The sequence below is a fragment of the Actinomyces sp. HMSC08A09 genome, assembly GCF_001807465.1.
In the GTDB taxonomy this organism is placed as follows: Bacteria; Actinomycetota; Actinomycetes; order Actinomycetales; family Actinomycetaceae; genus Actinomyces; species Actinomyces oris.
The window spans coordinates 88,741-115,648 of the sequence record NZ_KV789122.1; the positions used below are offsets into that span (position 1 = coordinate 88,741).

Here is a 26,908-nt window from a genome sequence, read left to right on the forward strand (position 1 = left end):
AGCGCCCAGCCTCCTTCAGGAGGCTGGGCGCTACTGCGTATGTCGCGACGACGCTTACTTGTCGCCCTTGAGGTGGTTCACCGCACCCTTGATGGCGTCCTTGGCGTCCTCGGCGACCTCCTTGATCTTGCCCTCGGCCTGCTGGAGCTTGCCCTCGGTCTCGGTCTCCTTGTTGCCAGTGACCTTGCCTGCGGCCTCCTTGGCCTTGCCGGCGATCCTGTCGAAGGTTCCGTTGTCGCTCATGAGAGCTCCTTTCCGTAGTGAGTCTCCACGAGGTGGAGGATGGCTCGACTATACATGCGTGCATCTGAGACAGCGCCCGGTATCCAGTGAGAGTTTCTATAGAGATCGCCTAGAATATGTGACATATCCTATTTTACTGAGGGTGTGGTGGATCGTTTCCTCTCTCCGGCGTCGTTCGCCGCATCTCAGTGCCCGTAGACTTCAGGCAGCTCTCGTTCGAGAGCCTCCTGATACCGACACTGAGGTCGATCGCCCATGAGCAGTGCACCCGCGGACGTTCCCGCCGCCACCCGCGTCGAGAACGCCGGTCTTGACGTCATCTCCGAGTCCGATCGCAAGGGACGACCGAGCGATCTCTTCATGCCCTGGTTCGCGGCCAACATCTCCGTGCTGGGACTGTCCTGGGGCGCCTGGGTCCTCGGATTCGGACTGTCCTTCTGGCAGGCGGTCGTTGCTGGCAGCGTCGGTGTCATCGTCTCCTTCCTCCTGTGCGGCGTCGTGGCCGTCCTGGGCAAACGAGGCAGCGCCCCCACCCTGGCACTGTCCCGAGCTGCCTTCGGCTACAACGGCAACCGCCTGTCCGCGGCCCTGTCCTGGATCCTCACGGTCGGCTGGGAGACCGTCCTGTGCGTTTCCGCCACCCTGGCCTCGGCCACGGTGTTCCAGGCTCTGGGCTGGCACAACCAGGTCGGTGCCCAGATCCTGGGCTTCCTGCTCACCGTCAGCCTGGCCGCCAGCGCCGGCATCCTCGGCTTCGAGGCGATCATGAGGGTCCAGACCTGGATCACCTGGGCCACCGGTGTCCTCACCATCATCTACCTCGTCCTCGTCGCTCCCCAGATCAGCTTCCGCACGCTCCTGGCCCTGCCGTCGGGCGGCCCCGCGGCCTTCATCGGAGCCCTGGTCATGGTGGCCACCGGCTTCGGCCTCGGTTGGGTCAATGCCGCCGCCGACTACTCCCGCTACCTGCCCCGCAAGGCCTCGACAGCCGGCGTCATCGGCTGGACCACGCTGGGATCGGCACTGCCCTGCGTGGTGCTCGTCTTCTTCGGCATCCTCCTGGTGGGCTCCGACGCCGAGCTCGGCCAGGCCATCAACACCGACCCCATCGGCGCCCTGACCACGATCCTGCCCACATGGTTCCTCATCCCCTTCGCGATCGTCGCCATCCTGGGGCTGGCCGGCGGCATCATCATGGACCTGTACTCCTCGGGCCTGTCGCTCCTGGCGACCGGCCTGCCCGTGCGTCGGCACGTGGCCACCTCCATCGACGCCACCATCATGACCGTGGGCACCATCGCCGTCATCTTCGGTGCCGATGACTTCCTCGGCCCCTTCCAGGGGTTCCTCACCACCCTGGGAGTCGTCATCGCCGCCTGGGCCGGAGTCATGGTCGCCGAGGTCATTCTGCGCAAGCGCGACTACGACGAGGAGGCCCTCTTCACACCCGACGGCGTCTACGGCTCAGTCAACTGGGAGGCCATCGTCCTCGTGGCTGCCGGTTCCGTCGTCGGCTGGGGGCTGGTCGTCAACTCGGCCGCCTCCTGGTTGTCCTGGCAGGGCTACCTGCTCGGGCCTCTCGGGGGTCGCGACGGGGCCTGGGCCGGAGCCAACCTCGGTGTGCTGGCCGCTCTGCTCATCGGTGTGCTCGGGCACCTCGTCCTCGGCCGAGGCCGGGTGGCCCGCCAGGAGGCCCGTTCGTGAATGACAAGGCCACAGGCTTCGCTCTCGAGCCTGAGTGTCTGGAGGCCCTGAGCGCCTCTGCCGGCGCAGAAGGCCCGGGCCCGGCCGTGGAAGGCGCCCACCAGATCGCCCGACGCACCGGCGCACCTCGCCACGACCTCCTGGTGGTCCTGGGATCCGGCGCCGCTGACGCCTTGGCGTCCTGGGGTGAGCCGGCTGCGAGTATGCGCCTGTCCGACCTGCCCGGGGTCATGGTCCCGGTCGCGCCGGGACATGAGGACCGCCTTGACTCCTATGTCGTCGCTCGTGGCCGGAAGGTGGCCGGACAGGAGGTCGGGGGAGGTCGGCGCGTCCTCGTGGCTCGCGGACGGACCCACCTCTACGAGGGGCACGGCCCCGGACCCGTGGTCGCCCTGTCCCGTATCGCGGCTGCAGCCGGCGTACGTGGAGCCGCCCTGGTCAACGCCGGCGGCTGTCTGCGCGGCTGGCACATCGGCGAGGTCATGACGATCACCGACCACCTCAACCTCACCGGCTCCTCACCCTTCGACGGCCCGGTCTTCACTGACGTTCGCAGTGTGTGGGACGACGAGCTCGCTGACGTCCTGCGCGGTGTCACAGAGAGGTCAGGCGTCTATGCCGCTGTGCGCGGGCCGGAGTATCAGACCATGGCGGAGACGCGAATGCTGGAGTCCGCCGGTGCCGACTGTGTCGGCATGTCCACCGTCCTGGAGGCCATCGCCCTGCACCAGCTCGGGGTGCGCGTGGCCGGCATGAGCATCGTCTCCGACTTGTCCTTCGCCCAGGCGCCCACCGATCCCGACGAGGTTGTCCGACTCGCGGCCGGTGCGCACACGACGATCGCCGCCGGCACCGAGGCGGTGCTGGCGGCGATGTCCTGAGCTGCCGACGTCGAGGCGAGTCGCAGGGGATCGCTCGGGTCAGTTCACGCCCATGAACATATAGGCACGCGTCACCTTGCCGTCGACGTCGCGGAAGACAGTGTCGACTCCGCGCCCGACGACGTCGCCGCTTGGGGCGGTCATTGACCAGCGCAGCAATAGCGCGTCGCCGGACTCCATGCGCTGGTCGTAGCTGAAGGTCAGGCCCTGACCCGCAATGCGGTCGTTGTGGACGCGGTTGATGTGCTCAGCGATGTCGGCTGTTCCTGTGACGGTCAAGGCGGGTGAGGAGATGTGCAGCGACCCGTGCGGGGCCCACATCTGCTCGATGAGTGCACGGCGCTGACCGGCGTCGGGCTCAGTCCAGGTGCGCAGGTAGCTCGCGTCGAAGTCGGCGCCGGTACGGGTGGTGTCGGTCATGAGTCGTTCCTCTCCTCAGATTAAGTTGACAATGTCAGCATAACCGGAAAGTTGACTGTGTCAACATGTGGGTAGGCTTGGGGCATGAGCCCTCGTGATCCAGGTCCGACGCGCGCCGCCATCCTCGACGCCGCTGCAACGCTGCTCGAGGACAGGGGACCTGAGTCGGTGACGCTGCGCGCCGTTGGTGAGGCTGCCGGCGTGTCCCGCTCGGCGCCCTATCGTCACTACGCGGACAAGGCTGCGCTCATGCGTGCCCTGGCGGGACGGACCCTGCGGCAGATCGCGGAGCGGATTCGTCACGGTGCGGAGCGGCACCGGGGGGCGCGACAGCGGCTGCACGCCGGTTGCTGGGCCTACATCGACTACGCAGTCGAGTGCCCCCATCACTACCAGCTGGTCTTCGGGGACGCCCCGATTGCGGAGCCGGACCCCGGGCTGGAGGAGGCCGCCGACGACGCCATGGCCGCCGTCGGCGAGCTCGTTGCCCAGGCCCAGGGAGCCGGTCTACTACGACCCGGCCCCACCCGTGAGATCGCCACCGTCATCTGGGTTCTGCTTCATGGGCTCGCTGCCCTGCAGATCACGGGTCATCTCCATGAGCCCCGGACCATTGACGGCAATGAGCATCTTGCGGATCTGCTGGACCTTGCCCTGGAACAGCTGCGACCCGTGTGATGCGCCTTCGGTGATGTCGGCCGGTAGCGATCTGAGACGTGTCTGGGACGCCCGTCCCCGCACGGCGGCGAGCACGAGCGCCTAACCTTGCACCTATGACAACTGATGCAAAGACGCCCAACCAGGCTGTCACGACCCGCACCGAATCCGACTCCATGGGCACCATCGAGGTGGACGCCAACCGCTACTGGGGGGCCCAGACCGAGCGGAGCCTGCACAATTTCGACATCGGCCGCGAGACCTTCGTGTGGGGCCGCCCCATGATTAAGGCCCTGGGGATCCTCAAGAAGTCCGCCGCCCTGGCCAATGCCGAGCTCGGCGAGCTGCCCGCCGACATCGCCGAGCTCATCGCCAAGGCCGGCGACGAGGTCATCGCCGGTGACCTCGACGCCGAGTTCCCGCTCGTGGTCTTCCAGACCGGCTCGGGCACCCAGTCCAACATGAACTCCAACGAGGTCATCTCCAACCGGGCCATTGAGCTGGCCGGTGGCGAGCGCGGCTCCAAGACCCCGGTTCACCCCAACGACCACGTCAACCGCGGCCAGTCCTCCAACGACACCTTCCCCACGGCCATGCACATCGCCGTCGTCAACGAGCTGGCCGCCATGTACCCGCGCGTCCAGCAGCTGCGCGACACCCTGGACGCCAAGGCCAAGGCCTACGCCGACGTCGTCATGGTGGGCCGCACCCACCTGCAGGACGCCACCCCCATCACCCTGGGGCAGGTCATCAGCGGCTGGGTCGCCCAGATCGACTTCGCCCTCGACGGCATCCGCTACGCCGACTCCCGCGCCCGTGAGCTCGCCATCGGCGGGACCGCCGTCGGCACCGGCCTCAACGCCCACCCGAAGTTCGGGGCCCTGTGCGCCAAGAAGATCTCCGAGGAGACCGGCATCGAGTTCACCCAGGCGGACAACCTCTTCGCCGCCCTGGGCGCCCACGACGCCCTGGTTCAGGTCTCCGGCGCCCTGCGCGTCCTGGGCGACGCCCTCATGAAGATCGCCAACGACGTGCGCTGGTACGCCTCCGGCCCCCGCAACGGCATCGGCGAGCTCATCATCCCCGAGAACGAGCCCGGCAGCTCGATCATGCCCGGCAAGGTCAACCCCACCCAGTGCGAGGCCATGACCATGGTGGCCACGAAGGTCTTCGGCAACGACGCCACCGTCGGCTTCGCCGGATCCCAGGGCAACTTCCAGCTCAACGTCTTCAAGCCGGTCATGGCCTGGTGCGTCCTGGAGTCCATCCAGCTCCTGGGTGACACCTGCGTGTCCTTCGACACCAACTGCGCCTACGGCATCGAGCCCAACACCGAGCGGATCAAGGCCAACCTGGAGACGAACCTCATGCAGGTCACCGCCCTCAACCGCCACATCGGCTACGACAAGGCCTCCAAGATCGCCAAGAACGCGCACCACAAGGGCCTGTCCCTGCGCGAGTCCGCCCTCGAGCTCGGCTTCGTCACCGCCGAGGAGTTCGACAAGTGGGTCGTGCCCATGGATATGACTCACCCCAGTGCCGCTGAGGACTGATCCTCAGGACTGTCCCCCATAGCTGACGACGGCGTCGCCCTTCACATGAGGGCGACGCCGTCGTCGTACGAGCCGAGCCCACATTCTGGCTTGCTCGCCAGCACGCGGATGCCGACTCACAGAAGCGGCACAGCCCCGTCCTGGGATCGTTCGTGCCTTAAGGTGATGTGCTAGCCACGTACGCAGACACCCGAGCGAGGCACGCGACTGAGCGTGCCGGAGGGAACCACGATGAACCTGCCACGACGCACCATCCTTGCCGCCCTGCCCGCCACGGCGGGACTCCTGGGCCTGGGAGCCTGCTCCACCGGAGGGGCCACCGCGCAGGCCTCCTCCGCGGCCTCGTCGCAGGCGCCCACCGATGCCAAGCTCGCCCTGGACTCCGCCGCCTGGCGCTACGACGCGGACCACAAGGTCTACTACCAGCTGGGTCTGCGCTACGTGGCCACGCCCCAGGCCTCGGACTACGAGACCCTGGGCATCTACGTGCCCGGTGCCTACTTCACTGGGAAGGACAACGGCAACGGCACCTACACGGTCACCGTCAACGCCTCGGGCACCGTCGGCAGCTTCACCGCTGCCACCGCACCCACCGTCTTCCCGGTCAACACCCCGGGATACTCCGCCCAGAAGCCGCCCACCGAGTACTCCTACGACACCATCAAGGCCTACATGGAGGCCGGCTTCATCTACGTCCTCGCAGGCCTGCGCGGCAAGGACTCCAACTCCCAGACCTACTCCGGCAACGCGCCCTGGGGCGTCGCCGACCTCAAGGCCGCCGTGCGCTACCGGCGCTACAACTCCGCCGCCGTTCCGGGCGACGCCGCGAAGGTCTACGTCTTCGGGCACAGCGGGGGAGGGGCGCAGAGCGCCGTCGCCGGAGCCTCCGGGGACAGCGAGCTGTTCGCCCCCTACCTGGCCGTCCTGGGGGCCGCCACCACTGACACCAGCGGCAAGGCGCTGTCCGACGCCGTCGCCGGAGCCATGTGCTGGTGCCCGATCACCAGCCTGGACAGCGCCAACGCTGCCTACGAGTGGAACATGGGGCAGTTCGCCTCCTCCGACACCCGGGCCGAGGGCACCTGGACGCGGGCCTACTCCCAGGACCTCGCGGCCGCCTTCCCCACCTACCTCAATGGGCTGAAGCTCACCGACTCCCAGGGCAAGCCCCTGACCCTGGAGTCCTCCTCCCAGGGCACCTACCTGTCGGGCTCCTACTACGACCACCTCGTGGCGGTCATCCAGAAGTCCCTCAACGACTTCCTGGCGGCCACCACCTTCCCCTACACGCCCTCCTCCACCGAGATGGCGGGGATGGAGCCCAGCGGGGGCGGCGGGGCGCCGTCGGGAACCCCGCCCAGTGACGCCGGTGGCACTCCACCCAAGGGCGGGACATCCGGAGGCGGCGGTCAGGGCAGTGGCGAGTCCACCACCTACAAGACGGTGGAGGAGTACATCGCCGCCCTCAACTCCTCCTCCCAGTGGGTCACCTACGACGCCTCCAAGAAGACCGCGACGATCACCGGACTGAAGGGCTTCGTCACCTCCCAGAAGAACGCCTCCAAGGACGTGGGGGCCTTCGACGGCGTGGGCCGCGCCCAGACCGAGAACCTCGTCATGGGCTCGGGGGAGAACAAGCAGCACTTCTCCTCCCTGAGCCGCGAGGTCATCTCCAAGGGGCAGTCCAGGTACTCGGGGCTGTCGGGCTGGAACAAGGACTACGGCGTCGCCGGCTACGAGAAGGACCTGGGTGCCAAGGACTCGGTCGGCACCGACATGGTCACGCGCGTGGCGATGTATGACCCCCTGTACTACCTCACCCAGGACTCCAAGGGGCGGGGCAGCTCCACCATCGCCCCCGCCTGGCGCATCCGCACCGGCATCACCCAGGGCGACACCGCCTCCACCGTCGAGGTGAACCTTGCCCTGGCGCTCCAGCAGGCCGGAGCCGGCAGCGTCGACTTCGCCACTATCTGGGGACAGGGGCACACGATGGCCGAGCTGACCGGCACCGGTGAGGAGAACTTCATCGCCTGGGTGACCAAGCAGGCCTCCTGAGTGCAGGACGTTCAGGAGACTGCGCCGGGAATCCCGGGGGAATAACGACGGCGATGGGACGGTTGAGCCGATCGGTTTCCATCCGTCTCATGAATCGAGCGCTCATGCTCACCGCCGCAATGGTCCTCGCCGTCCTGGCTGCCGCACTCCACGTCCTCATCTTCTACATGGAGTCCATCGCCTGGGAGGGGCCCCTGGCCCGCAAGACCTTCGGAGGCACGCCCGAGGAGGCCAGGCCACACGCCTTCTACGCCTTCAACCAGGGCTTCTACAACCTCTTCCTGGCCCTCCAGGCGCTGACCGGAGTCGCCCTGGCGGCCCTGGGGCACGTGGCGCTCGGCGCCGCCCTCATCCTGGCCGGGACCGGGGCCATGCTGGCGGCCGCCGTGGTCCTGGCCCTGGCCTCGGCGCCCCACCGTGGCGCGGCCGCCAAGCAGGGAACCTTCCCGCTGCTGGCGGTCTCCTGCACCATCGCGGCGCTCCTGAGCTGAGCCCGCATGAGACGCCGGGATGATGAATCGATGAGGCCGTGTCCTTCGGGTCCTGAGCGCCCAGCCATGCAGTGCGGGAATGGTGCGCACTGCTGCGGTGTTGAGTGGGTGCAGCTCGTCGATACCTTCGACGTGTCGATGGTGAGCACCTGGGTGTTTGCTTTCAATCCTGCACCAATCGCCTTGGGAAAGGCTGCCACCTGGCAGATCGGCAGATGGTGGCTGGTACGGTGGCAATACGCCATCGGGCCGCGCCGCCTAAGGCCATGAGAGGACACCCGGCACCCGCAATGAGCAGCACCATTACCTTCGATGCCGTTACCAAGTCGTACCCGGCCGGGAGGGGCGCCGAATCAGGTTCCCCCGCCGTCGACTCCTTCACCGCCCGCATTGAGGCCGGCACTACCACCGTCCTGCTGGGATCGTCCGGCTGTGGCAAGACGACCCTGCTGCGCATGGTCAACCGCATGGTGGAGCCCTCCAGTGGACGGGTCCTCATCGATGACGAGGACGTCGCCACCCGCGATGCCGTGGCCCTGCGTCGCTCCATCGGCTACGTCATGCAGAACGCGGGGCTGCTGTCGCACCGGCGCGTCATCGATAACATCACCCTCGTACCCCGCCTCCAGGGCGCCGACCGCCACGACGCCCGGTGCCGGGCCCTCGAGCTCATGGACATGCTCGACCTCGACCGCGACCTGGCGGGGCGCTACCCCCACCAGCTCTCCGGCGGCCAGGCCCAGCGGGTCGGTGTGGCCCGGGCACTGGCCGCCGATCCTGAGGTGCTCCTCATGGACGAGCCCTTCGGCGCCGTCGATCCGCTCGTGCGCCGCGACCTCCAGCGCGAGATGGCCCGCATCCAGGCCGAGCTGGGGAAGACCATCATCTTCGTCACCCACGACGTCGATGAGGCCCTCGCCCTGGGTGACGAGATCATCCTCCTGCGCGAAGGCGCCCAGGTCGCTCAGCGAGGCAGCGGCCCTCAGCTGCTGGCCCACCCGGCCGATGACTTTGTCGCCCGCTTCCTCGGCCTTGACGACGCCGCCCGCCAGCTTCAGCTCACGGACGTCGCCGAGTCCCGGATCGTCCTGGACCGGGCCGGCCGCGCCGTCGGGCGCCTGGCCGACGAAGCCTCCACGGAGGCGGAGGAACGGGCATGAGCTGGGTCCTGGCCAACCTGCCCACCATCGCCGGGCACCTCCTGGCCCACCTTCTCCAGGCGGTTCCCGCGATCGTCGCCTCCTTCGTCCTGGCGATCCCCATCGCCCGGCTGGCCCGCGTGGCCCGGCCGTTGCGAGCCCTGCTGGTGACCGGCTCCTCCCTGCTCTACGCCGTCCCCTCCCTGGCCCTGTTCGTCATCCTCCCCATCATCCTGGCCACCGGCATCCGCGACCCGCTCAACGTCATCGTGGCCCTGACCCTCTACGGGCTGGCGCTCCTGGTTCCGGCCACCGCCGACGCACTCGACGCCGTTGACGCCCGCGTGTTGGACGCCGCCACCGCCATGGGCATGGGGCGCCTGCGCTGCTTCCTCACCGTCGAGCTGCCGCTGGCGGGCCCCGCGATCCTCACCGGCCTGCGCGTGGTGACGGTCTCGACGATCTCACTGACCACTGTCGGGGCGGTCCTCGGTGTGCGCAGCCTCGGCTGGCTGTTCACCGACGGCTTCCAGCGCGGCATCACCGCGGAGATCGTCACCGGCCTGGTGACCACCGCGGCCCTGGCCCTCGTCCTGGACGGGCTCGTCCTCGCTCTGGGGCGGCTGTGCCTGCCCTGGACCTGGAAGCGCGCCGGCGACGCCGGGGTAGTCCCTGCCGGAGCCTGCGCAGCCGCCTCGAACAGTCAGGAGGGCAAGGCGTGAGGTTCGTTCTGGCCGCCCTGGCCTACATCGCCGATCCCGCTCACTGGAGCGGGGCCATGGGGATCGGCCCGCTGCTGGTCCAGCATGTCCTCTACTCCCTGGCCGGTGTCCTCATCGCCGCCCTCATCGGGGTCCCCGCCGGCTGGTGGGTGGGGCACACCGGACGCGGGCGCACCTGGGTGCAGCCGCTCAGCGGCATGGCCCGCTCCCTGCCCACCCTCGGCCTCATCACGCTGTTCGGCCTCGTTCTCGGGGTCGGCCTGAGCGCCCCCATGATCGCCTTCGTCATCCTGGCCCTGCCCAGTGTCCTGGCCGGAGCCATGAGCGGGGTGCGGGCGGCCTCAGCCATGGCTGTCGACGGCGCCCGGGCCAGCGGCATGAGTGAGCTGCAGGTGCTGAGCCGGGTCGAGATCCCCCTGGGAGCGCCGCTGCTCGTTGGCGGGCTGCGCTCGGCCAGCCTCCAGGTCATCTCCACCGCCACACTGGCCGCCTACACCGGCGCCGGCGGGCTCGGCCGACTCATGTTCCTGGGCCTCAAGACCCAGGACTACGTCATGATGCTGGCCTCGGCGCTCCTGGTCATCTCCCTGGCCCTGGCCTCCGAGGCCGTCTTCGCCCTCATCCAATGGGGGGTCACGCCCCCAGGTGCCCGGCAGCACCGGAAGGAATCAGCATGACTGCACCGTCCAACCCGCGCCCCGGCAAGCAGCTGACGCGACGCGGCCTGCTGGCCGGCGTCGGTGCGACCGCCGGCTTGCTCGCACTGAGCGCCTGCTCCGACACCGACCCCTTCGCCGTCGACCAATCCTCAGGAGGCTACTCCGGCGGCCCGATCATCATCGGCAGCCAGCAGTACTACTCCAACGAGATCATCGCCGAGCTCTACGCCCAGATGATGGAGAAGACGGGCCTGAGCGTCACCCGCCAGTACCAGATCGGCCAGCGGGAGGTCTACCTGCCCGAGCTCGAGGCCGGCAAGATCCACGTCATCCCCGAGTACGGCGGCAACCTGCTGGAGTACTACAGCAAGACCTCCGCCTCAGACGGCCCGACTGCCACGACCTCCACCGCGACCGCCACTGCGACCCCCTCCCGCGCCGCCGGCGATACCGCCTCCATCCAGGACACCCTGCTGAGGACCCTGCCGCACTCGCTGACCGTCCTGAACCCGGCCGAGGCGACGGACCAGGACTCCCTGACCGTCACCAAGGCCACCGCCCAGGCCCACTCCCTGACCTCCATCGGCGACCTGGCCTCGCTGGGTCGGTCCGTCACGATCGCCGCGAACTCGGAGTTCACCACCCGCCCATACGGCCCCAAGGGCCTCAAGGCCGTCTACGGCGTCGACGCCTCCGTCACGCCGGTGGAGGACTCCGGCGGGCCTCTGACCGTCAAGGCCCTCACCGACGGCACCGTCGACGTCGCCGACATCTACTCCTCCGATCCCGCCATCAGGGCCAAGAACCTCGTCATCCTGTCCGACCCCCAGATGCTCATCCTCCCGCAGAACGTCACCCCGCTGGTCTCCGCCTCACTGCCGGCCATCGCGGCCACCGCCATCAACCGGGTCTCGGCCCTGCTGACCCCCGACGAGCTGCGCTCCCTCAACCAGCGCTCCACCGGCGAGAAGCTCAGCTCCAAGACCATCGCCACCGACTGGCTCACCTCCAAGAAGCTGCTCTGAGCGGCGAGAGGGCCGCGGTGTCCGGCCTGTCAGTGATGGCGGGGAGCGTGCGCGACGACAGTTAGTGATCTCTTGCACACAGTCACTCTCTATCGGAAAGTGGGTTCACGTGAGAGAGTTTAGTTGTTCGTTCAACAACTAACGCTCAAGGAGCTCTCATGTCCGTCCCCTCCATCTCCATCATCGGCGCCGGCAACATCGGATCGGCGGTCGCGGGTCTGGCGGTCAAGGCCGGTGCCAGTACTCAGGTCCTGGTGCGCGACGCCTCCAAGGCCACCGGCCTGTCGGGCGTCGACGTCGCCCAGATCGGTTCACCCCTGACCGGCGACATCGTCGTCCTCGCCCTGCCCTACGCCGCCATCGACGAGGTCATCGCCACCTACGGCGCACAGGCATTCGCCGGCAAGGTCGTCGTCGACCCGACCAACCCCCTGGACTTCACCACTCTCGACTCTCTCGTCCCGGCCGGCAGCTCCGCGACCGCCGAGCTCGCAGCGAAGCTCCCGGACGCCCAGGTGGTCAAGGCCTTCAACACCGTCTTCGCCGCCGTCCTGGCGAGCGGCACCATCGGCGCTCGCCCGGCCACTGTCCTGGCCGCCTCCGACTCCGCAGAGGCCAAGGCGGGCCTGCGCTCGTTCGTCGAGGCCGCCGGACTGGCGTGGGCCGACGCCGGCGAGCTCCAGCGGGCAGAGCGTATGGAGGCACTCGGGGCACTGAACATCGCCCTGGGTGTCACGGAGCAGGTCGCTTGGACCGGCGGCCTCGCCGTCGTGTCAGAGTGAGCCCCGAGTGAGCCCCGAGTAAGCCTCGAGTAAGGCTCCCGGTTCGCAGGTAACCTGTCGCCTATGCCCGTGTTGGCCGCTCACACGCGTGGGTGGCCGACGACGGATCAGCGACCAAGCACACGAGGAGACGACGTGGCCGACACTGAGCAGCCGACCGGCACGCAGCAGGCGGGGGAGATGGCGCCCGACCCCTATAGCCGCAGCTGCCCCTCACGCGGCCTGCTCAAGTCGCTCGGCGACCTATGGACCGTGCTCGTCGTCGGGGCGCTTCACGAAGCGGGCCAGCCGCAACGATTCAAGGAGATATCGACCCGCGTCGACGGTATCTCCACCAAGATGCTCACCCAGACCCTCAGGGGCCTTGAGCGTGATGGACTCATCGAGCGCCATCAATACCCTGAGATCCCACCACGAGTGACCTACGAGCTCACCGACTCAGGCAAGGGGCTGGCGGAGGCGCTGGCTCACCTCGAGGCCTGGGCCACTGAGCACCTCGGCGCTGTCAGCCAGGCCCGGGCGCGCTACGACGCCGAGCACTGAGCATCCGCTGAAACGCTCGCCGAGGGCGTTTCAAGCGCGTCTACAGGTGCCGCCAGGTCTCCACGCGCCAGCGCGCGTCCCCGGATGTGGGGCGCCACTGCCCCCGTGGGTCGGAGAGGGCCGGATCGATGGCCCACTCCTGAGTGCTGATCCCCGGCGCGCGCACGAGCGCCGAGTCGGGCAGGCCGCGCTCGCGGGCCCGCTGCGTGGCATCCAGGTCCAGGACGCTGATAACGAGCACATCGGGCAGGCCGTCAGCCAGCGCCTGCTCGTAGACGCTCCCGCCACCGATGACCCACAGGCGGGGCAGCCCCGCAGCATCCCCCTCACGGGGATCGTGCCCCAGCTCAGCGGCCAGGCCCCGCGCCGCCACCGAGAGCCCCTCGCGCAGCGAGCCGGCGTGGATCGCGCCCTCGGCCCGCCAGGAGCGGTCACGGGTGAGGACCACGTTGCGCCGCCCGGGCAGAGGGCCCCCCAATGATTCCCAGGTGGTGCGTCCCATGACCAGCCCGCAGCCCATGGTCGTGGCCTTGAAGTGGGCGAAGTCCGCCGGCACGCGCCACAGCATGCCGCCGTCGGCTCCCAAGACGCCGGTGACGTCCTGGGCCCAGATCATCCCCAGGCCGCTCATACCGCGACCGGGGCCTTGATCGTGGGGTGGTGCTCGTAGCCCTGGGAGGCGTCGATGTCGTCCATGTCGTAGGAGTCGATGGACTCGGCCCGCTCCAGGCGCAGCGTGGGGAAGGGGTGGGCGCTGGGCACCCGGGAGAGCTGGGTGCGGACCTGTTCGACGTGGTTGTCGTAGATGTGGCAGTCTCCGCCGGTCCAGATGAGCTCTCCGGGCTCCAGGTCCGTCTGCTGGGCGAGCATGTGGGTCAGCAGCGCGTAGGAGGCGATGTTGAAGGGCACCCCCAGGAACAGGTCGGCGCTGCGCTGGTAGATCTGCAGGCTCAGGCGGCCGTCGGCCACGTAGCACTGGAAGAAGGCGTGGCAGGGGGCCAGCGCCATGGATCCCAGCTCGGAGACGTTCCAGGCCGACACCAGCATGCGCCGCGAGTCCGGGTCGGTGCGCAGCGTGTCGATGAGTCCGGTGATCTGGTCGATCGCGCCCCCGTCCCGGGTGGGCCAGGAGCGCCACTGCGAGCCGTAGACCGGCCCCAGCTCACCGGAGTCGTCGGCCCACTCGTCCCAGATGGTGATGCCCCGCTCCTGGAGCCAGCGCACGTTGGTCTCCCCGCGCAAGAACCACAGCAGCTCACCCTTGACGGCCTTCATGGCCACGAACTTCGTGGTGATGCGGGGGAAGCCGCGGCGCAGGTCGTAGCGCAGCTGGCGGGCGAAGAGTGAACGCGTCCCGGTGCCGGTGCGGTCGGACTTCGCAGTCCCGTTGGTCAGGACCTCGGCCAGGAGGTTCTCGTAGGCGACGTCGACACCTGGTGGGGAGACGAGCCCCATCTGCGCCAGGGCCGGGTACTGGGCAGCCGACGGTGAGGGCTCGCTGGCGCTGCCGATACCGCTCACGCTTCGATCACCTCGACGTGGGAGCTGTCGACGTAGTCGCTCAGAGCGAGCTGGGGCCCCAGCGCCGCCTGCGCCCCCTCGATGACCTGGTTGGCCAGTGCCCGGCCCCCCTTCCAGCCGATGGCGGCCCCGATCCCGAAGGGCAGGAGGCGCCCCAGTGCCAGCGCCCCGCCCTTGGCGGCCGAGCGCTTGGCCACCCGCTTGATGAGGTGGGCGTTGATCGACTTCACCGATGGCAGGGGCATCTGCATGAGCAGCTGAGCCGCCCAGAACATCGAGGACAGACCCAGCTGGCCCTGAACCGCCTCGGATCCCTCCTTGCCCAGAAGGGCGGAGAGGACCAGGGCCCGACGGCGCTCGGTGTCGACGACGTGGACCCCCTGGATCTCCGCGACAGTCAGAACGTAGGTGACGGCCGAGGCGATGAAGGCGGCGCTCTGGCCGACCGTCAGGGCAGCGGCCGCGCCCGTACTGATGGCCGGGATGGCTGCCGAGGCCCCGACCGCCCCCGATGACAACCCTGCGTCCCGCCGGAAGCGGGCGCCGGCCATCTCGACGAGCTCGGCGGCGTCGGCCCCGGGGCGGTCCCGGCGCATCCGTGCGACGCGCTCCTCGATGCGGGAGGCCGGGATGGCGATCGCCTTGTCGAGGGCACGTTCCAGCGCTGTGGAGCGCCCGGAGCGGGAGGTGTTCACAGTGTGGTCTCCTTACCTGAGTGACGCAGGGGGCCTCGGGGAGCGCGGCCGGTTCAAGGACCGGAGTGCTTGAGGGCTCAGTCCTCGTTGGGGTCGACAATCGTCGTGGTGTAGGAAGCGCCGTGCTCGATGGTGTGGCCCACGGTGCAGTGACGGTCGACGGCGCCGGCGACCCGCTGGCTGAGCAGCTCGCGCTGCTCGGCGTCGAGCGAGGACAGGTCGGTGACGATCTCGACCTGGAAGGACTCGTAGCGCTCCTCGGCGTCGTTCTTGACGGTCGAGCAGCCCACGGTGGCCTCGAAGTCCTCGCCCAGGGCCTTGGCCAGACGGTGATCGGCGGACAGGGTGTTGCAGGTGGCCAGCGCGATCTTCATCAGCTCACCGGGGGAGAACTCGCCCGGGCCCATCCCGATGCGGACCTCAGCGCCCGAGGAGTTGCGGCCGATGTACTGACGGGTGCCCGCGCGCTCGGCCCACACGGCGTTAGGGGCGGAAGCGGCTGTGTTAGAAGTGCTCATGGCCTGATCGTGCCATGAAACCGGGCGAGACTCGGCGGTGGAATCGGCGTACAGCCCCGTGCTGCGCCACTGGCGGACAGGGGCGCAGCACGGGAATAACGCCGCTGGGCGACGCAGCGCACAGTCCGTGATCGGGGCGGGCGATCGAGGTGAGCGATGGGGAGGCGATGTAGACGCGAAGGAAGCACGGCTCAGTGCTCGGCGAGCCACGCGGTGGCTCGGCGCTCCTCGTCCGCCACGACTCGGCCGACCATGCCCATCGCCTTCTCCTCGATGGTCTTGCCGACCAACGGCACGGTGACCTTGAGGTCGACGTCGACGGTGACGGTGGTGGCCTCACCGGCGGGAGACATGGTGGAGGTGGCGCTGACCTTGACCGGGGCGTTCTTGATCGACACGTCGTAGCCGCCGGAGCGTGAACCGTCATCCTTCGGCTCGCCCCAGGACTCGGCCACGGAGAAGGCCACCGCCGAGCGCACGAACCTCGAGGCGACCGAGGGCAGCTGGGAGGGCTGGATGCTTCCGGCGATGGTGGCCACGAAGCCCTGGCCTCGCTGGGCGACGTCCACCGAGGCGTTGTCGAGCCCGGCCCGTGAGACCCGTGCCTCCTGGTAGGCGGGGTCGGCGAGCATCTGCGCGGTGCGTGCCGGAGTGGCGGGATAGGTGATGGTGATGGTCTTCCTCATGGTGCGATCCTGTCATGTTTCGCTGGTCCGGGGCATGTTCCGACCCCCGTGGGGACGGAAGCCAAGGCGTGCTCGTGCGGTTGAATGCGGGATCGCTCAGTTCCCGAACATGTGTCTTGCTTGGCAATTAGCCGGCTCAACGAGCCGGTTCCGCTCACTGCCGATAACCTTGAGAGGTGCCTAATCTTCTGCCTAGCGCCCTGAGAGACGCAGTCGACCTCGCCGAGGCCGACCTTGACTGGATCCACCAGCTGGTGGCCGACTGGCAGCTGATTGCGGACCTATCCACCTCCGACCTGGTCCTGTGGGTGCGTACCCGTGCGGGGCGCTTCATCGCCGCGGGCCACACCCGCCCCTCGGGGGGAACCACCGTTCACCTCGAGGACGTCGTCGGGCGGCGCATGCCGGCCTCGCGTGAGGCCATGGCCATGGAGTCACTGTCCACCGCCCAGATCCAGGACGCGGCCGAGCCCTACTGGACCGGTACCGCCGCGGTCCAGGAGGAGTACATCCCGGTTGTTCACGCCGGCACGCCGATCGCCGTCGTGACTCGGGAGACCTCGGTGGGTGTTATCCGGGGCGGGCGCATCGTTGAGCGGGAGATGGAGGAGATCGCCGAGGTCCTGTGCCAGATGACCGCCTCGGGCGAGTTCCCCATCCAGGGGGCCGGCACCACGATCCGCCACGGCACGCCGCGCGTGGCCGACGGCGTCCTGCGCCTGGACGAGGAGGGGCGGATTGTCTACGTCAGCCCCAACGGGCGCTCCTGCTTCCACCGCCTGGGGATTGAGGGCGAGCTGGAGGGGATCCTGCTGGCCGAGGCCGTCACCTCGATCATCCCCGCCCGTACCCCCGTCGATGAGACGCTGGCCGTGGTTCTCATGGGCAGGCAGGCCTGGCTCACCGAGGTCGAGGTCGGGGGAGTGTTCCTGTCTGTGCGCTCCATCCCGCTGACGCTCAAGGGGCGCCGTTCCGGGGCGGTGCTCCTGGTACGTGACGTCACCGAGGTGCGTCGGCGTGAGCAGGTTCTGCTCAATAAGGACGCCACCATCCGGGAGGTTCACCACCGGGTCAAGAACAACCTGCAGACCGTCTCGGCGCTGCTGCGTATGCAGGCCCGCCGCGCCTCGAACGAGGAGACCCGTCAGGCCCTGTCCGAGGCCGAGCGCCGGGTGACCACTATCGCCACCGTCCACGACGCCCTGAGCCACAACGTCAATGAGCACGTGGACTTCGATGAGGTCTTCTCCTCCATCCTGCGCATGGCCGCGGTCGTGGCCACGCCCACGGGCGAGGTCAGCACCAAGCTGGAGGGCTCCTTCGGGGTGGTCGACGCTGACACGGCGCAGGCGCTGGCCACGGTGCTGGCCGAGCTCGTGACCAACGCTGTCGAGCACGGCCTCGACGGCCGCGACGGCCGCGTGACGGTCACGGCCCACCGTGACGAGGACCGGCTCGAGGTCCATGTCATGGACAACGGTGCGGGCCTGGCGCCGGACACCCTCATGACCGGACTGGGAACACGGATCGTCACCACGCTCGTGCGAGGAGAGCTGCGCGGGGTCATTGATTGGGAGCCTCTGAGCGGAGGGGGCACCGACGTCGTCATTCATGCCCGCCTTCATCAGCGGGCTGCCAGGGCTGAAGCCTGACCTTTCCTTTTCCCGCTGTAGAGAACCACTGGATCAACAAAACGGTGTTCGCACGATTAACCGTGCGAACACCGCAGTGTCAAGAACTCGATCAGTTTTCAGGAGGACCGGCGGGCCCTGGCCGCCCGGCGCTTGAGAGAACGGCGCTCGTCCTCGCTCATGCCTCCCCAGACGCCGGCGTCCTGGCCGTTCTCCAGTGCCCACTTCAGGCAGGTGTCCACCACCTCGCAGCGGCCGCACACCTCTTTTGCCTTGGCGATCTGGGCAATGGCGGGACCTGTGTTCCCCACGGGGAAGAAGAGCTCCGGGTCAACGGTGAGACATGCGGCTTGGCTGCGCCAGTCCATAAGGGCCCCCTACAAGGTCATCGGTCATGCGGTTGGCGCCGACCCAACTTGTCAGGGAACGGCGGCCGCGTCCGAGAACAACTTTCACACGACGGGGGGCGGTGGGCAAGACCTCGATCATGAGACCTGTGCCGATATCCTGTCGTGATCCTCACAGGATGCTGAGCTGTTGAGATAACACCACTTTCCTTCATTGAGAATGCCTGTTAAACAGGGTGTTCAATAGGACGATCATTGTCTTCGGGCCGGGGTAGCACGATCTGAATGGGCAGGCACGTTCCGCGATAGACGAGTGCCCCACGACCGGGCAGCGTCATCGCTCTGGGGTCGGTGACCGTCCGCAAGGAGATGCCGGCGGCCTGATCGGCAGGGCGCATACCGGGCCACAGCACGACGAGTGCCTCACGCTCACGCATGGTGGAGATCGCGCCGCGGAAGGTCGTGGCGACCTTCTCCGTCGAGGCGGAGGCCAGGACCACCTCGGAGCGCGCCAGCGCGGCCTCCACCTGAGTGGCGGTGGCGATGTCCGCCAGGTCCAGGTCGTCAACGACGAGGGGGTCGGAGGCCATCGCCTGGGCCAGAGCCCGCAGTGCCGTGGAGCGCCCCGAGCCGGGAGGCCCGGCGACCAGGACGCTGGTGTGAGCCGGAAGCGTGACCGGTGCCGCCGCGTCTCCTCCCACAGCCCAGGTGCCCTCCGGGACGTCCTCCCAGGTGAGCCGGGTCGGCAGCGGCTCGAGCCGCAGCGCGCGGGCGCCGTCGCGCTCGGAGGCGGATACGGGGAAGACCGCACGGAGCACGATCTGGCAGGCGGTCGTCGTCGCCCCGTCCAGGATGACGCCACGCCCCGGGGCGCCGCCGGTGACCACCCCGCGTGGAAGACCAGCGAGAGCGGCCTGTGTGCCGGTGGCCGCACCGAGAACCAGCCTGAGGCCCATGGATCCGGCCCACCGGGCGGTGGAGGCGACCAAAGGGGCGGTCAGCAGCAGGGGAGTGCCCGCTGCGGACGTGGTGCGGATAACGGCCTCCAGCAGGGCGTTGCCCTGGCCGGGGCCCAGCACCTCATCGATGGTCGCGACGAGCGCGTCGACGTTATCGAGGCACAGGAGGTCCGTGCCGAGGTGCCCACTGGCGGCGAGTCCCCACAGCCGGGCCAGGCGTCGCGGGTCCTCCGTGCCGACCACCGTGCCCACCCCGGGGTGGGTGAGGAGCTCGCGCATGGGTGAGGCCTCGTCCGGGGCCTGGCCGGAGGCGTCTAAGGTTGGGGAGGCGAAGCCGCACAGGTGCACTCCTCGGCCCGCGCCCAGTGCTGCCGTCGCGGCTGAGGCGATGACTGTGGACCGCCCTGACCTTGAGGCCCCGAGGACCAGCAGCGGGCGTGTGACCCGCCAGTGCCACAGCCCCAGGCTCTGCTGGCGAGGAAGGTCGGTCACGGCCAGGAGAAGATGGTCGTCGTCGCACCCGGACAGTCCTGCGTGGTCAGCAGGCTCCGCGGGGGCGAGTGCTCCGTCGGCTCCCTGCTCCTCACGATCACCCGGTGCCCGGGGGCCCCGGAGCCGAACCAGCTCGAGCGCCTCGGCCGCGCTGATCGAGGCGGGCAGGGCCGGCGCCCAGGGGCGCCACGGGGAGGCGTGCCCCTGGGCTGCGAGTGAGATGAGGTCGACGATCCTCTGGACCTCACGTGTCGAGCCGCACCAGGGGGCCTGAAGCACCTGACTGCCAGGGCTGGGAGCACCACTGGCTCCGTCGGAGAGACCTTGCCGGTCAGGGGCACTCTCCTGAGCGCCGCCGGCGCCACTGACCAGGACCCGCCCGGGATGATGACCGATCCGGGCGGCCCCGTCGTGCCCCAGGACGTCCCTGGAGTCAGCGGCGTCGAGCACCCGCAGGCACACTCGCAAGGAGGTGTTGGCCCGAATCGCCGGGGACACGGCCCCCTGAGGGCGCTGTGTGGCCAGAATGAGGTGGATGCCCAGGCTGCGCCCCTGGGCGGCGATACGCACCAGTGACTCCAGGACCTCGGCGTGCTCGCCGGCCAAGGTGGCGAACTCGTCCACCGCCACCACCAGATCGGGGACGACGACCTGTGGCGGCAGGCAGGAGAGATCCTTGGCGCCGTGGGCGGCCAGGATCCGCTCGCGGCGGCGCACCTCGGCCTCCAAGGAGGACAGGGCGCGCTGGGTGCCGGCGGGATCCAGATCCGTCAGGACCCCGGCCGTGTGCGGCAGGCCGGCGAGGGGGCCGAAGGCGGCACCGCCCTTGTAGTCGACCAGGACCAGGGTGAGGCGGTCCGGCGCTCGGCTCAGCGCCAGCTGTACCAGCCACGAGATGAGCAGCTCGGACTTCCCCGAACCCGTTGTCCCGGCCAGCATGGCGTGCGGGCCGTCCGCCACCAGGTCGGCATGCACCGGCCCTCGTGCTCCCACGCCGAGCACCGCTGACAGCGCCGGGGCGCCCCGGGTCGGCGAGTGCGCCTGCTCCTGCCACTGCTCCCGCAGCTCGTGGGCGTCGAGGTCGTGCATGACCGTCTTGAGGGGGACCACGTCGGGGACGCCATCGACCCGGGACGACGACCGGGGCGGTTCCGTGATCCGGGAGCGGCTCAGGTGCTGAACCGCCTCCCACCAGGTCGGTGAGCACGACGGCGCCCCGGCCGGAGCGGGCCGTGTGCTCAGCGCCTGGGGCGGGACCTCATCATGGGAGCAGGTCACTATCTGTGCGCTGTGAGGGTGGGCCTGCGGGCCCCAGGCGAGGCGTAGCCCCAGCCGGCCGCTCGCCATCTCCCATCCCTCACTTTGCGCACTGTCCCGATGGCCCGCGCGTTCATGTTGCAGGGCTCCTGACGGGGCATCCAACACGGTCACCCGGACCTCGTCGCGGGCCAGAAGCTGGGCACACCACCATCGCAGCGCATTGCCGGCGCCCTTGCCCACCAGGGCCAGGCTCTCGCCGTCGCAGAGCGTCAGGACGCAGCGTCGTCGGCGAGCGGCACTCCATGCGGCCAGGACCTCCCGAGCGGCGGAGGCGGGCGTTGAGCCCTCGGACGGGGAGTCCCGGACGGCCTGAGACATGCTGGAGCGCGCCGCGACGGCCAGCAGCATCGTGGCAGGGTCCGGCTCATTGCGCCTCCAACCCGGTCGGTGTCCCCGGTGGCGCCGGCGAGCCCGCCATCGGGCCCCACCGGCACGCCCGGTGCGCCCGGCGCGTTGGGCTCGCCGTTGTTGCAGGAAGGGCACCAGACGCATGATCGTCATCGTCACCATCGGCGCCACCATGACCATGCCCATCGCGCCGCGGCTGCCCGTCCTGAGCGCGATCACTGCTGAGCCGCCCATGACCAGGACGCAGACCAGTGAGCCCACCATCAACCATGCCGTTGACGAGGCCTGTGTCGCAGGGGCCGCCACTACCAGGTCGCAGGGGCGCCTGCGCAGCTCGAGCACGCTGTCTCCCAGCCGCAGGAGCGTCCCCTCCTTCATCCTCGTCTCCCGGCGCACACGCAGCCACAGCCCCAGGTGCCAGTAGCGGTAGGAGCCGTTGGCCGATCCGCAGTCCTGCGCCAGGACTCGGCCGCCGTGAAGGCGCAGGCGCAGATGATGGCGGGAGACCAAGGGGTCACTGAGAACCTCGCCCCGGCCCAGAAAAGCGCCGTCCCTGACGGCCATCACCAGGCCACGGTCAGGACCGTCCAGGACCGCGAGGTGCCACGGACCGGCCAAGGTGGCCAGAGCCGCCTCCGCGGCTGCCTCACCCGCCGATCGCCGGCGCAACGAGGCCGAGGCCTCTCCCGGCAGGAGCCAGTGGTGGTCCGGGACGGCGGTGGGAGTGCTCATTGCTCCAGAATCGCCGCTGGGGACCGTCGCGTCGCCGTCGGTCAGCCCCGGGTGTGGACAACCTCGGCGTTCGGGGATGTTCATGGTCACTGTGGACACGGGCGGATCCCGGTGTGAACCCGGTTGGGGGAAGATGGCCCCATGACTGACACCGACGCGCCCCGCGGATCCGCTCCCGTCCCGGCCCCCTCCTCGGCACGCTCCGATCAGCGTGGCCCCGTGGATCTGAGCGCCATCCCCACCGCCGCCCGGGAGCGTTGGAGCGAGCTGGTGCGTGACATCGAGGCCGCCCGCGACGCCTACTACAACGCGATCGATGCCGAGAGCCCCCTGTCCGACGCCGACTACGACACCCTCTATCGGGAGCTGGAGGGACTGGAGGCGGCCCACCCCCTCCTGGCCCGAGCCGGGTCACCGACCCGCTCCGTGGGCGGGCGCGCCGTCACCGACTTCGCCCCCGCCCCGCACCACGAGCGCATGTACTCCCTTCAGGACGTCTTCTCCCTCGACGAGGTCCAGGAGTGGGCCGAGCGCATGGTCGCCGAGACCGGGGTCGGCGACGACGAGCTCGCCATGACAGCAGAGGTCAAGATCGACGGCCTGGCCGTGGCCCTGACCTACGAGGACGGCATCCTCACCCGGGCCGCGACCCGCGGCGACGGCACCACCGGTGAGGACGTCACCGGTAACGTGCGCACCATCGCCTCGGTCCCCCTCGTCCTGGCCGGCGACGCCCACCCGTCTCTGCTCGAGGTGCGCGGAGAGGTCTACTTCCCCACCCAGGAGTTCGAGGCCTTCAACGAGGAGCGCCGCACCCGGAACGTGCAGCGGCAGGCCGACGGAGCCCCCCTCCTGCAGGTCTTCGCCAACCCCCGCAATGCGGCCGCCGGCTCGCTGCGCCAGAAGAACCCCGCTGTCACCGCCTCCCGGCCCCTGGCGATGATCGCCCACGGAGTCGGTGCGATCACCCCCGCACCGGGGGAGAGCCTCCCCACCCGGCAGCACGAGTGGTACGAGCTGCTGGCCGGCTGGGGGCTGCCGGTGTCCCCCTACAACGCCGTGGTGAGGGGACGCGTCGAGCGTGAGGCTTACATCGAGCGCTATGCCGCCCACCGCCACGACCTCATCCACGAGATCGACGGCATCGTCTTCAAGCTAGACGACCACTCCCTTCAGCGCCGCCTGGGCCACACCTCCCGAGTGCCCCGCTGGGCCACCGCCTACAAGTACCCTCCCGAGGAGGTCCGTACCCGCCTGCTGGACATCGCCGTCCAGGTCGGACGCACCGGCCGCGTCACGCCCTTCGGCATGATGGAGCCGGTCCTCGTCGCCGGCTCGACGGTGGCCCGCGCCACCCTCCACAACGCCACCGAGGTGGCCCGCAAGGGCGTGCGCATCGGGGACATGGTCATCGTGCGCAAGGCCGGCGATGTCATCCCTGAGATCCTGGGGCCGGTCGCGGACCTGCGTGACGGCAGCGAGCGGGACTTCGTCATGCCGACGCACTGCCCCTCCTGCGGCACCGAGCTGGCGCCGGCCAAGGACGGCGACGTCGACCTGCGCTGCCCCAACACCCGGTCCTGCCCCGCCCAGCTCACCGAGAGGATCGCTCACATCGGCTCCCGGGGCGCTCTGGACGTCGAAGGGCTGGGGGATGAGGCCGCCGGCGCCCTGACCCGCCCCGACGCCGGACGCCTCGAGGCCCTGACGGCGCTCGCGGCGGGGCGGAGCCTGGAGACCGAAGGCGGACGGCTCAGCCTCCCGCCCGGAGAGCTCGAGTCCCTCCACGTCTCCCAGCGAGTGGAGGCCGTCGAGGAGCTCCTGAAGCAGGCGGGGATTACCGAGCAGACTCCGGTGCTCACTGGCGAGGCCACCCTGTTCGACCTGACCGAGGACGACCTGCGCGAGGTCTTCGTCTGGCGCCCCGTCTCCCGTCGAGGCGTGCCCACCGGTGACTGGCGCCTGAGCCGGTTCTTCTGGACCAAGCAGACCTACGACGCCGACGGTCGGGTCAAGAAGGCGACAGCGCCGGGGAAGAATGCCACCGCGATGCTCTCCCAGCTCCGCCAGGCCCGCAGCCGCCCGCTGTGGCGCATCCTGGTGGCTCTGTCGGTGCGCCACGTCGGCCCGACCGCCGCTCGGGCCCTGGCGGCGCGCTTCAGGTCCCTGGAGGCCCTGTGCCAGGCCGATGTCGCCGAGCTGGCCGAGGTCGACGGCGTCGGCCCCACCATCGCCGAGTCCTGGGCCAGGTGGCGTGAGGTCGACTGGCATCGCGAGATCCTCAGCCGCTGGGAGGCCGCCGGGGTCCGCACCCGGGAGGAGGACTCGGAGGAGCAGGAGGAGCCGGCGCGCACCCTGGAGGGCCTGACCGTCGTCGTCACCGGCTCCCTGGAGGGATTCACCCGGGACAGCGCCAAGGAGGCCATCGTCTCGCGCGGCGGCAAGGCCTCGGGCAGCGTCTCGAAGAAGACGAGCTTCGTCGTCGTGGGGGACAAGGCGGGCTCCAAGGAGACCAAGGCCCGCGAGCTGGGGCTGACGATCCTTGACGAGGAGGGCTTCGTGGCGCTCCTGGAGGGCGGACCCCAGGCGGTCTCCTGAGGACGCACGAACGGGGTGGGGCACCTCCTGACAAGGAGGTGCCCCACCCCGTTCGCGACTCGGCTGTTACGGGCGCTGATACCGGCTCAGTAGTGGCTGTGGACCACCGTGTTCGTGTCGACCCAGTTGTAGATCCACTGCGCCTCGGGGACCGGCATGTTGACGCAGCCGTGGGAGCCGGAGTACCCGAAGCTGGAGCGCCAGCCCGCGCCGTGGAAGGCGTAGCCGCTGTAGAAGTAGCTCACCCACGGGACGTCCTCGGCGACGTAGGGGGAGCCGTCGGCGTTCTCACCGCGCATGGTCTGGGACTCGTACTGCAGGTAGACCTTGTAGGTGCCGGTGACCGTGGGGGTCTCGGCGGCGCCGTCGACGATGGAGACCGGGCCGTGCACGACGGTCGCCCCCTCGTAAGCGGTCACCGTCTTGTTCGACAGGTTGAGGTCGACCCACTTCTCACCCGGAGCGGCCTGGTAGGGCAGCTTCTCCGCACCATTGGCGATGGTGCGCTCCTTCCACTCCGCCTTGACCGTCGTGGCCTCGAAGGAGCCGGAGTAGGCCTTGTTGCTGCCCAGGGACTGCGTGATCGCGGTGGTCACCGCGTCGGCGTTGTTGACGGTCTTGCCGTCCTTGGCCTCGGTCGGGGTGGAGACCACCTGGCCGCTGGCATTGACGTTGCGCTCTCCGGTGACGGGCTCGGAGCTGGCCTCCTCAGCCTGTGACTTGACCCACTGGGAGACCTTTGAGGAGTCCACGGCGATGGTCGGGGCGGACTCGGTCGAGTTGGTGATCTTGATCCACGAGGCCTTGTCCGTGTTCTCCGCCGTGTAGGAGTCCTCGCCCATGGTGATGGTGACGTCCTGGGAGACCCAGCCGTTGGCCTTGTCGGCGACCTTCTGGGCGTCGGAGTCGGAGACCTTCGGGGCGGCGTCCGTGATCGTCAGGGAGATCGACGAGGAGTCCAGGGACGTGGCGGCCTTCTGCGCGGCCTGGGCCAGGGTGTTGGCGTCCAGGGAGGATCCCTTGGCCGAGCTTGTGGTGGTGAAGGTGGCGCCGTCCTCGCCCAGGACCACGGTGGCGTTGCGTGCCTTGGCGCGGTCCTCGGGGATCAGGGAGGTGGCGTAGCTGCTCACCTTGGTCTTGTCGGTGGTGGAGACCACCGGGACCTCGCTCTTGCCTTGGGAGACCAGGGCGCGGAACTTCTCACCGAGCGTGTCGCCCCGGGCCATGACGGCGTCGGCGGTCGCCTGGGCGTCCACGGTGGTTCCCAGGTCCGCCAGAGAGGCGCTGGCGGTGACGTCTCCGGAGATGTCGACCTTGGTGCTCTTGGCGCGCTCCTCAATGGCGGCCACCACCTCCTGCCGGCTCTTGCCGGAGACGTCGGTGCCGGCCACAGTGGTTCCCGGGACGGCCCGGCCGTCGTAGTGCGCGGCGTAGGCGTAGCCTCCGGCACCGGCGACACCCAGCAGGAGGAGCGCTGCGGCCGCGACTCCCAGGGGCCAACGGCGACGCCGCCGCGACTCGGTCGGGGACGGCTCCGCAGCGGTGGAGGTCAGCGCCGGGAAGGCGTTCGTCCCCGGGACGGCCGCAGCGGAATAACCGGCACTGACAGTGCTCTCGGTTCCTGAAGCGCCCTCGAGCGTCGACTGATCGTCGGGCTCGCTGCCGGAGCCCTGTTCTGAGGTCGCTGCCGGGGCGATGGCCTCGATCTCCTCAGTACTGCTCTGCTCGGCGCTCGTACCGCTTGAGGCGGTATTGGCGGAATGGGCCTGCGGTGCCGTGGCTTTCGCAGCCGCCTGGAAGACGGACTGACGACGCACGCCTTCGGGCTGCCCGTAGGGCGTGCTGAGCACAGTGGTCTCGCTCTGTGAGGCTTCTCCCTGGTGCTGCGTGCCAGCGGGGGAAGTGTTGCTGCTCATGCATCCTCGTCCCTCGGCCACGGGTCCCGTGTGGGGCGGGGTGGCCGAATTCAGTGGTCCATCCGACCTCCGGTGGTCCAAGGTGCTGGATGGAGGTCTGACCCAAGGGCTGTTCCTGGTCCGACCTGCGTCAACGCGGCAGCGCCGTCGCCGGCGGGGCGGTCCTCACCCTGGTGATTACCATGACATCTGTGAAACGAGATGATGTCAATCATCCTCGGGGATGAGGCTCTGTGAGATCGCACGAATTCGGTGTCGGTTCAGTTTC

General features: G+C 69.2%; 24 protein-coding genes. 14 read left to right on the forward strand and 10 right to left on the reverse strand.

The features are described 5' to 3' along the window. Positions 1 to 54: 54 nt before the first annotated feature. On the reverse strand, positions 55 to 243 hold the full coding sequence (locus HMPREF3165_RS06995) for a CsbD family protein (protein ID WP_020991836.1): 189 nt from the start codon (positions 241 to 243) through the stop codon (positions 55 to 57). A 255-nt stretch (positions 244 to 498) separates the two neighbouring features. On the opposite strand from HMPREF3165_RS06995, the gene HMPREF3165_RS07000 reads away from it, so the two are divergent. Continuing rightward, positions 499 to 1,947: a purine-cytosine permease family protein gene (locus tag HMPREF3165_RS07000; protein WP_070511851.1), complete on the forward strand. Its 1,449-nt coding sequence runs from the start codon at positions 499 to 501 to the stop codon at positions 1,945 to 1,947. Further along, the gene (locus tag HMPREF3165_RS07005) at positions 1,944 to 2,828 is read left to right on the forward strand and encodes a purine-nucleoside phosphorylase (RefSeq protein WP_070511853.1); all 885 of its coding nucleotides are present in this window, start codon (positions 1,944 to 1,946) and stop codon (positions 2,826 to 2,828) included. The genes HMPREF3165_RS07000 and HMPREF3165_RS07005 overlap by 4 nt, the downstream gene beginning before the upstream one ends. 39 nt (positions 2,829 to 2,867) lie before the next feature. On the opposite strand, the gene HMPREF3165_RS07010 is transcribed toward HMPREF3165_RS07005, so the two are convergent. After that, a complete protein-coding gene (locus HMPREF3165_RS07010) occupies positions 2,868 to 3,248 on the reverse strand; it encodes a nuclear transport factor 2 family protein (RefSeq protein ID WP_020991835.1) in 381 nt (126 codons plus the stop codon). An 84-nt stretch (positions 3,249 to 3,332) separates the two neighbouring features. Between HMPREF3165_RS07010 and HMPREF3165_RS07015 the strand changes: the two genes are divergently transcribed. From HMPREF3165_RS07015 to HMPREF3165_RS07060, 10 genes are all read left to right on the forward strand, one after another. Next, positions 3,333 to 3,926 (forward strand): TetR/AcrR family transcriptional regulator, encoded by a 594-nt coding sequence (locus HMPREF3165_RS07015; RefSeq protein ID WP_070511855.1) that lies wholly within the window; start codon positions 3,333 to 3,335, stop codon positions 3,924 to 3,926. 95 nt (positions 3,927 to 4,021) lie between these two features. Further along, positions 4,022 to 5,458 (forward strand): class II fumarate hydratase, encoded by a 1,437-nt coding sequence (gene fumC, locus HMPREF3165_RS07020; protein WP_070511858.1) that lies wholly within the window; start codon positions 4,022 to 4,024, stop codon positions 5,456 to 5,458. A gap of 231 nt (positions 5,459 to 5,689) precedes the next feature. After that, a complete protein-coding gene (locus HMPREF3165_RS07025) occupies positions 5,690 to 7,516 on the forward strand; it encodes a subtype A tannase (protein WP_070511862.1) in 1,827 nt (608 codons plus the stop codon). A gap of 104 nt (positions 7,517 to 7,620) precedes the next feature. Next, the gene (locus HMPREF3165_RS07030; RefSeq protein WP_083303234.1) at positions 7,621 to 8,007 is read left to right on the forward strand and encodes a DUF1304 domain-containing protein; all 387 of its coding nucleotides are present in this window, start codon (positions 7,621 to 7,623) and stop codon (positions 8,005 to 8,007) included. A 290-nt stretch (positions 8,008 to 8,297) separates the two neighbouring features. After that, entirely contained in the window at positions 8,298 to 9,167 is an 870-nt protein-coding gene (locus HMPREF3165_RS07035) for an ABC transporter ATP-binding protein (protein ID WP_070511866.1), read from the forward strand. Next, the gene (locus HMPREF3165_RS07040) at positions 9,164 to 9,868 is read left to right on the forward strand and encodes an ABC transporter permease (RefSeq protein WP_070511869.1); all 705 of its coding nucleotides are present in this window, start codon (positions 9,164 to 9,166) and stop codon (positions 9,866 to 9,868) included. The genes HMPREF3165_RS07035 and HMPREF3165_RS07040 overlap by 4 nt, the downstream gene beginning before the upstream one ends. After that, entirely contained in the window at positions 9,865 to 10,545 is a 681-nt protein-coding gene (locus HMPREF3165_RS07045) for an ABC transporter permease (RefSeq protein WP_070511871.1), read from the forward strand. The genes HMPREF3165_RS07040 and HMPREF3165_RS07045 overlap by 4 nt, the downstream gene beginning before the upstream one ends. Then, positions 10,542 to 11,552 (forward strand): ABC transporter substrate-binding protein, encoded by a 1,011-nt coding sequence (locus tag HMPREF3165_RS07050; protein ID WP_070511874.1) that lies wholly within the window; start codon positions 10,542 to 10,544, stop codon positions 11,550 to 11,552. Before HMPREF3165_RS07045 ends, HMPREF3165_RS07050 begins: the two co-directional genes overlap by 4 nt. 158 nt (positions 11,553 to 11,710) lie before the next feature. Next, entirely contained in the window at positions 11,711 to 12,334 is a 624-nt protein-coding gene (locus HMPREF3165_RS07055; RefSeq protein ID WP_070511876.1) for an NADPH-dependent F420 reductase, read from the forward strand. Positions 12,335 to 12,469: 135 nt separating this feature from the next. Beyond that, entirely contained in the window at positions 12,470 to 12,877 is a 408-nt protein-coding gene (locus HMPREF3165_RS07060) for a winged helix-turn-helix transcriptional regulator (protein WP_083303235.1), read from the forward strand. A 40-nt stretch (positions 12,878 to 12,917) separates the two neighbouring features. On the opposite strand, the gene HMPREF3165_RS07065 is transcribed toward HMPREF3165_RS07060, so the two are convergent. The 5 genes from HMPREF3165_RS07065 to HMPREF3165_RS07085 all read right to left on the reverse strand — a co-directional run bounded on the left by HMPREF3165_RS07065 (position 12,918) and on the right by HMPREF3165_RS07085 (position 16,297). Continuing rightward, on the reverse strand, positions 12,918 to 13,508 hold the full coding sequence (locus HMPREF3165_RS07065) for a dihydrofolate reductase (RefSeq protein ID WP_070511879.1): 591 nt from the start codon (positions 13,506 to 13,508) through the stop codon (positions 12,918 to 12,920). Next, positions 13,505 to 14,398 carry a thymidylate synthase gene (locus HMPREF3165_RS07070; protein ID WP_070511882.1) on the reverse strand — a complete coding sequence of 298 codons (894 nt, stop codon included), beginning with the start codon at positions 14,396 to 14,398 and terminating at the stop codon, positions 13,505 to 13,507. Before HMPREF3165_RS07070 ends, HMPREF3165_RS07065 begins: the two co-directional genes overlap by 4 nt. Next, positions 14,395 to 15,093, reverse strand: coding sequence for a hypothetical protein (locus tag HMPREF3165_RS07075; protein WP_009747504.1), 699 nt, complete (start codon positions 15,091 to 15,093; stop codon positions 14,395 to 14,397). The genes HMPREF3165_RS07070 and HMPREF3165_RS07075 overlap by 4 nt, the downstream gene beginning before the upstream one ends. A 77-nt stretch (positions 15,094 to 15,170) precedes the next feature. Next, entirely contained in the window at positions 15,171 to 15,611 is a 441-nt protein-coding gene (locus HMPREF3165_RS07080; RefSeq protein WP_060956517.1) for an OsmC family protein, read from the reverse strand. 191 nt (positions 15,612 to 15,802) lie between these two features. Further along, entirely contained in the window at positions 15,803 to 16,297 is a 495-nt protein-coding gene (locus HMPREF3165_RS07085) for a DUF2505 domain-containing protein (protein WP_070511884.1), read from the reverse strand. A gap of 176 nt (positions 16,298 to 16,473) precedes the next feature. Between HMPREF3165_RS07085 and HMPREF3165_RS07090 the strand changes: the two genes are divergently transcribed. Continuing rightward, complete coding sequence (locus HMPREF3165_RS07090) at positions 16,474 to 17,949, forward strand: sensor histidine kinase (protein ID WP_070511887.1); 1,476 nt, start codon at positions 16,474 to 16,476, stop codon at positions 17,947 to 17,949. A gap of 98 nt (positions 17,950 to 18,047) precedes the next feature. Here the strand turns inward: HMPREF3165_RS07090 and HMPREF3165_RS07095 are convergent, their stop codons facing one another. Beyond that, complete coding sequence (locus tag HMPREF3165_RS07095; RefSeq protein ID WP_003779481.1) at positions 18,048 to 18,296, reverse strand: WhiB family transcriptional regulator; 249 nt, start codon at positions 18,294 to 18,296, stop codon at positions 18,048 to 18,050. Between the two features lie 206 nt (positions 18,297 to 18,502). Then, on the reverse strand, positions 18,503 to 22,225 hold the full coding sequence (locus HMPREF3165_RS07100; RefSeq protein WP_083303236.1) for an FtsK/SpoIIIE domain-containing protein: 3,723 nt from the start codon (positions 22,223 to 22,225) through the stop codon (positions 18,503 to 18,505). A 42-nt stretch (positions 22,226 to 22,267) separates the two neighbouring features. On the opposite strand from HMPREF3165_RS07100, the gene ligA reads away from it, so the two are divergent. Beyond that, entirely contained in the window at positions 22,268 to 24,724 is a 2,457-nt protein-coding gene (gene ligA / locus HMPREF3165_RS07105) for an NAD-dependent DNA ligase LigA (protein WP_070511893.1), read from the forward strand. A gap of 86 nt (positions 24,725 to 24,810) precedes the next feature. On the opposite strand, the gene HMPREF3165_RS07110 is transcribed toward ligA, so the two are convergent. Next, entirely contained in the window at positions 24,811 to 26,640 is a 1,830-nt protein-coding gene (locus tag HMPREF3165_RS07110) for a L,D-transpeptidase family protein (protein WP_070511896.1), read from the reverse strand. Positions 26,641 to 26,908 lie beyond the last annotated feature (268 nt).

Bases quoted from the DNA above. Each gene is read 5' to 3' on its own strand.
- HMPREF3165_RS06995 (WP_020991836.1), bottom strand. From the start codon at position 243: ATGAGCGACAACGGAACCTTCGACAGGATCGCCGGCAAGGCCAAGGAG.
- HMPREF3165_RS07000 (WP_070511851.1), top strand. From the start codon at position 499: ATGAGCAGTGCACCCGCGGACGTTCCCGCCGCCACCCGCGTCGAGAAC.
- HMPREF3165_RS07010 (WP_020991835.1), bottom strand. From the start codon at position 3,248: ATGACCGACACCACCCGTACCGGCGCCGACTTCGACGCGAGCTACCTG.
- HMPREF3165_RS07015 (WP_070511855.1), top strand. From the start codon at position 3,333: ATGAGCCCTCGTGATCCAGGTCCGACGCGCGCCGCCATCCTCGACGCC.
- fumC (WP_070511858.1), top strand. From the start codon at position 4,022: ATGACAACTGATGCAAAGACGCCCAACCAGGCTGTCACGACCCGCACC.
- HMPREF3165_RS07025 (WP_070511862.1), top strand. From the start codon at position 5,690: ATGAACCTGCCACGACGCACCATCCTTGCCGCCCTGCCCGCCACGGCG.
- HMPREF3165_RS07030 (WP_083303234.1), top strand. From the start codon at position 7,621: ATGCTCACCGCCGCAATGGTCCTCGCCGTCCTGGCTGCCGCACTCCAC.
- HMPREF3165_RS07035 (WP_070511866.1), top strand. From the start codon at position 8,298: ATGAGCAGCACCATTACCTTCGATGCCGTTACCAAGTCGTACCCGGCC.
- HMPREF3165_RS07040 (WP_070511869.1), top strand. From the start codon at position 9,164: ATGAGCTGGGTCCTGGCCAACCTGCCCACCATCGCCGGGCACCTCCTG.
- HMPREF3165_RS07050 (WP_070511874.1), top strand. From the start codon at position 10,542: ATGACTGCACCGTCCAACCCGCGCCCCGGCAAGCAGCTGACGCGACGC.
- HMPREF3165_RS07055 (WP_070511876.1), top strand. From the start codon at position 11,711: ATGTCCGTCCCCTCCATCTCCATCATCGGCGCCGGCAACATCGGATCG.
- HMPREF3165_RS07065 (WP_070511879.1), bottom strand. From the start codon at position 13,508: ATGAGCGGCCTGGGGATGATCTGGGCCCAGGACGTCACCGGCGTCTTG.
- HMPREF3165_RS07080 (WP_060956517.1), bottom strand. From the start codon at position 15,611: ATGAGCACTTCTAACACAGCCGCTTCCGCCCCTAACGCCGTGTGGGCC.
- HMPREF3165_RS07085 (WP_070511884.1), bottom strand. From the start codon at position 16,297: ATGAGGAAGACCATCACCATCACCTATCCCGCCACTCCGGCACGCACC.
- HMPREF3165_RS07095 (WP_003779481.1), bottom strand. From the start codon at position 18,296: ATGGACTGGCGCAGCCAAGCCGCATGTCTCACCGTTGACCCGGAGCTC.
- ligA (WP_070511893.1), top strand. From the start codon at position 22,268: ATGACTGACACCGACGCGCCCCGCGGATCCGCTCCCGTCCCGGCCCCC.
- HMPREF3165_RS07110 (WP_070511896.1), bottom strand. From the start codon at position 26,640: ATGAGCAGCAACACTTCCCCCGCTGGCACGCAGCACCAGGGAGAAGCC.